Source organism: Schwartzia sp. (in: firmicutes), from assembly GCF_978017985.1.
In genome coordinates this window covers 1-4,145 of the sequence record NZ_CDXDFU010000194.1, presented here as the reverse complement: position 1 = coordinate 4,145, position 4,145 = coordinate 1, and the positions used below count along the sequence as shown (strand labels likewise).

Below are 4,145 nucleotides of genomic sequence, written 5' to 3'. Positions count from 1 at the left end.
GTCATCTGTAGTGTTTACATATTCAATCAGTTCATCCAAAAGAACCGGCACGTCGGAATATTCGGGAGGGATATAATCAGGTCTGCCGCTTTGTGAATCATATACTGCGAACAGAACTCCCGGGGGTGTTTCACCTCGAAGTCCGATTTTTTCCTTCGAAGCGCCCTTTTCAACGTATTTTTGCACATCAAGGATTAATTTTTTGGAGAAGGCCTCTTTCTTTCTAGCTTTTTCCTCAAGGTAGTTTAATGCGAGAAAGTAATTTCGTACCTCTTGTTCGGGCTTTAAAAAATGCTTATGCTCATCGCGGTCTATAACCTCGGAAGCCTGTTTTTCTGAAAGAGGATTTCCTTCTATTTTGGTTGACGCATAAGAGCTTTTTTTCTTTGAGTTTTTACGCAGCTTGTTTGCTGTTATTTTTGAAAGTCTGACAGAGGATACTTTGTATCTGTTTTTGTCTATGTCAGAGATATAATTCAAAATTCCATTAGTCAAAGTTACCTTGAGCATAGATCGCACCCCCTGATGTATATGGTTCACTGATGTATATATTATACCAGTATGTCGATTTCAGCTCCACTAAAATTTCACTATTTTTACACTAAAATTACACTATTTTTACATGCGCAACTAAAAAAAGGGCTGTGGAAAAGACGATTTTTCGTTTTTTCACAGCCCTTTTTATTTTATTATCGATTCTTTCCGCTTGTTCCCATGCTCGGTACGTTCGTTGAAGGTGCAACGGGAGCAGATGGGGCGGTTGGTGCCGAAGGAGCGGTTGGCGGATTTGTTGTGCGCCCGCTGTCGCGCTCATCGGATTCTTCTTCGTCTTCATTGTCCTCGTATGGGGAGGGCTGCTGGTTTGGCGGCAGCTTGCCTGAAGGACGGTTGTTTTGTCTGCCCTGCTGAAGCGAAGGCAGCTGTTTTTCGTTTTGCCGTCTGACGTCCTTGCCCGGGCGCGGATTCAGCACACGGCCGATGGTCTTGTCGTCCTCGGGAACCTCTGTAGCTCCGTCAGGAATGGAGTTTTCGTATTCGTTGCTCTCGCGTTCCATCTCAGCCATTGCGCGCTGGCTCATGGTGATGCCCAGCATGGAAGCAAGCTGTCTGCGTGTACGCGTTATATCCGGAATCCAGTAGCTGACTTCGTCGATGTAGAGAGGACGGCCTTCTACCATTTCTGTTTTGAGTCCGTTGCCCTGTGCTTCTTTCAGCGCGCCCGCGAATTCGAGAAGCTGGCGGACGGAAAGGTCCGTGTCTACGGAGCTTATGACTTCGCTGATGGCGGAGGGCAGTTTTATGATGATGGAGGGTGATGTGATTTTGTCCATCACCGCGCGCATGAATTTCTGCTGGCGCTCGATACGTCCGATATCGCCTTCTTCGTCACGGTAGCGGACGTAGCTCATGGCGGTTACGCCGTCCATGTGCTGCATGCCGGGGTACAGGTCGATAACGAGTCCGCCCGGTACGGCATCGTCCCATTCATCAACGTAGTACATGCGTTTTTCTACATTTATGTCTACACCGCCGATGGCATCAATGATGCGCGGGAAAGCACGGGTGTTTATGCAGATGTAGTGGTCAACAGGGGTATCGAGAAGGTCCTCCACGGTTGACTGTGTGAGCTTGCGCCCGCCGTAGGCATACGCCGCGTTGATTTTATCCCAGCCGTAGCCCTTTATTTTTACGCGGGTATCACGGGGGATAGAGAGAAGCGAGGCCTGACGTTTTTTCGGGTCGATGGAGGCGAACATCAGGGTATCCGAGCGGCCTGCGTCATCCGCGCGCTCGTCAACGCCCATAATCATGACTGTTGCTTTGTCCTTTGCGACCAGCAGGGTAAATTCCTTTTTCTCATTGCGGTCGAGTTTTTCAGTATCAAAAAGGCTGGAGGACGCAAAAAGCGCGCCTGCAGCGGCGGCAATCAGGAATACCGCAACCATAAGCAGCCACATCCATATATGGCTCTGCTTTTTTTCATGTGCAGGTTTGTAGTTTTTCTTCTTACTCAAAAACATTTCTTCTTTCTTTAGTTAATGATGTCAATAAAAATCCATTATTATTATACGCTTGAAGCAGAAATTTTCCAAAGATAAAATTTTAGTCACGTCGTATAATAATAATTAAGAATGAAAAGAAAAAGGAAACGAGGAGGAAGCTGTATGGCTCTTGAGATTGAGAGAAAATTCCTTGTGGATGAAAAACTGTTCCGTCCCGAGGGAAAAGAAATACGTGTGAAGCAGGGCTATCTTCCGGGGGAAGGGCCTATTCTTGTTCGTGTGCGCGAGAACGACGGCAAAGGGTATCTGACCTTGAAGGGGAAAACAACGGGGATTACCCGTGATGAGTTCGAGTATGAGATTCCCACGGAGGACGCGGAAAAGCTGCTGGAGTTCTGCAAGAGGCCGCTCATAGACAAGGTGCGCTATCTTATCCCCGCGGAGGACGGAATCCACACATGGGAGGTCGACCGCTTCTTTGGGGAAAACGAGGGGCTCATGATTGCGGAGGTAGAGCTGTCTGACGAAAATGAAGAATTCAGCCGTCCCGAATGGCTGGGCCGCGAGGTTTCGGGGGATTCGCACTATTACAATTCAAATCTGGCGGAGCACCCGTACTCGGAATGGAAAGACTCGGTCTGACGGGGGATTTCGGGGTTTTCCACAAAAATTGTGAAAAACTGATGGAAGAATCAAACTAAATCTTGCGGTTGACAATTTTTGACAACGATATATTGATTTATGCACCGTTTTATACACATTATCCACAGGTATGAGGATAAATACATCTCAATTTTGTGGATAATGTGTATATTAATGTGCGATTTCCTTGATTTTTCAGAATAAAAACCGTATTATGGGGATAGAAATGTGAACATAATGAAGGCAGAGAGGGGGGGAGAACAATGATCAATCAAGAGATTATTGATGCGATGATCCGCACGGCAAAGGACTCCATGGCGAAAGCCCACAGCCCGTATTCGGGACGTCCTGTCGGAGCATGTGTCCTCGCCAGCGACGGAACCCTTTACGGGGGCTGCAGCATAGAGAACGCATCCTACGGAAATTCCTGCTGCGCGGAGCGTGTCGCTATTTTCAAGGCAGTCGCGGACAGCAAACGTGAATTTGATGCCATAGCCGTTGTCGCGGATACGGAAGAACCCTGTGTGCCGTGCGGCGCCTGCTGTCAGGTCATGGCGGAATTCAAAATCCGTGATATTATCATGGCGAACCTCAAGGGAGATATCGAGCTTGCCGACCTTATGGACCTTGCGCCCTGCGCTACGGGAAAGGTCCGTAATTTCCACAAAGCGTGATTCATGGAGGGATAGTTATGAGGAAATGCCTTGCTGCCCTTCTTTTCGTATGTATGATACTTGCCGCGGCGGTATGTGCCGCTGAGCCTGCCTCACCTGAGGGCGGAAATTCCGCGGTGCAGCAGAATAAAGAGCAGCCCGTCCGGATTGCGCTGGTTCCTGTTGTGGACAGGACAGGCGGATGGATAAGCAGGGGCGAGATGGATGAGATTCTCGAGCGTATGGAGCAGGAAATCCATGTTCCCCTGAACGAAACAATGCACTGGGTTGAGCATCTGCCCTATTCTGATGTGGAAAATGCCTTTAAGGACGGTCTTCGGAGCGGACGCAAAAAGACAGTCTATGCCGATGCAGTACGCAGCGTTGCGGAGACTGTTCCCGCGGACCTTGTTATATGCGCCGTTGTGGAGACACATTATCAGCGCGAGTTCCTTTCGATGAATTGGGACAGCAGCTTTATGGTGGAGAGTATTGCTGCGCTTTCTCTCTATGTCTATGATAAGAAAACCGACAAGGTGAAGGATTATCACGCAAGCCGCTGGGAGCGCGACGAATACAGTCTTTCCATAGATGTTCAGGCGCTGACTATGGACGCGCTGGAAGAGGTGCTTCGCGACGCGGATATCCGCTCGTATATCTTCCCCATATCCAAGGAGCAGAAGAAGATTCTGGAAAAGGCAGCGGAGCGCAATGGCTGATGGCCGTTTCGTTACAGTGTTAATAAAAATGGAGGAGCGATTCTATGTTTGAAGAGTTCAAGAAGTTTATCATGCGCGGCAATGTCATGGATATGGCTGTCGGCGTTATCATCGGCGCGGCGTTCGGT

The 4,145-nt window shown here is 48.8% G+C and carries 6 protein-coding genes; 4 read left to right on the top strand and 2 right to left on the bottom strand.

The window, feature by feature from the left end:
* The coding region (locus tag ACY69O_RS08480; RefSeq protein ID WP_462333035.1) for a Fic family protein at positions 1 to 510 on the bottom strand (510 nt) is incomplete at its 3' end.
* A gap of 179 nt (positions 511 to 689) precedes the next feature.
* Complete coding sequence (locus ACY69O_RS08475; protein WP_462333034.1) at positions 690 to 2,021, bottom strand: LCP family protein; 1,332 nt, start codon at positions 2,019 to 2,021, stop codon at positions 690 to 692.
* A 144-nt stretch (positions 2,022 to 2,165) separates the two neighbouring features.
* Between ACY69O_RS08475 and ACY69O_RS08470 the strand changes: the two genes are divergently transcribed.
* The 4 genes from ACY69O_RS08470 to ACY69O_RS08455 form a co-directional block, all read left to right on the top strand.
* Positions 2,166 to 2,645 (top strand): CYTH domain-containing protein, encoded by a 480-nt coding sequence (locus tag ACY69O_RS08470; protein ID WP_462333033.1) that lies wholly within the window; start codon positions 2,166 to 2,168, stop codon positions 2,643 to 2,645.
* A 263-nt stretch (positions 2,646 to 2,908) separates the two neighbouring features.
* Entirely contained in the window at positions 2,909 to 3,319 is a 411-nt protein-coding gene (gene cdd, locus ACY69O_RS08465) for a cytidine deaminase (protein WP_462333032.1), read from the top strand.
* Between the two features lie 17 nt (positions 3,320 to 3,336).
* Positions 3,337 to 4,017: a hypothetical protein gene (locus tag ACY69O_RS08460; protein ID WP_462333031.1), complete on the top strand. Its 681-nt coding sequence runs from the start codon at positions 3,337 to 3,339 to the stop codon at positions 4,015 to 4,017.
* A gap of 44 nt (positions 4,018 to 4,061) precedes the next feature.
* A partial coding sequence (locus ACY69O_RS08455; protein ID WP_462333036.1) for an MscL family protein occupies positions 4,062 to 4,145 on the top strand: 84 nt, incomplete at its 3' end.

Excerpts from the sequence above, each read along its gene's own strand:
- ACY69O_RS08475 (WP_462333034.1), bottom strand. The coding sequence starts at position 2,021 with ATGTTTTTGAGTAAGAAGAAAAACTACAAACCTGCACATGAAAAAAAG.
- ACY69O_RS08470 (WP_462333033.1), top strand. The coding sequence starts at position 2,166 with ATGGCTCTTGAGATTGAGAGAAAATTCCTTGTGGATGAAAAACTGTTC.
- cdd (WP_462333032.1), top strand. The coding sequence starts at position 2,909 with ATGATCAATCAAGAGATTATTGATGCGATGATCCGCACGGCAAAGGAC.
- ACY69O_RS08460 (WP_462333031.1), top strand. The coding sequence starts at position 3,337 with ATGAGGAAATGCCTTGCTGCCCTTCTTTTCGTATGTATGATACTTGCC.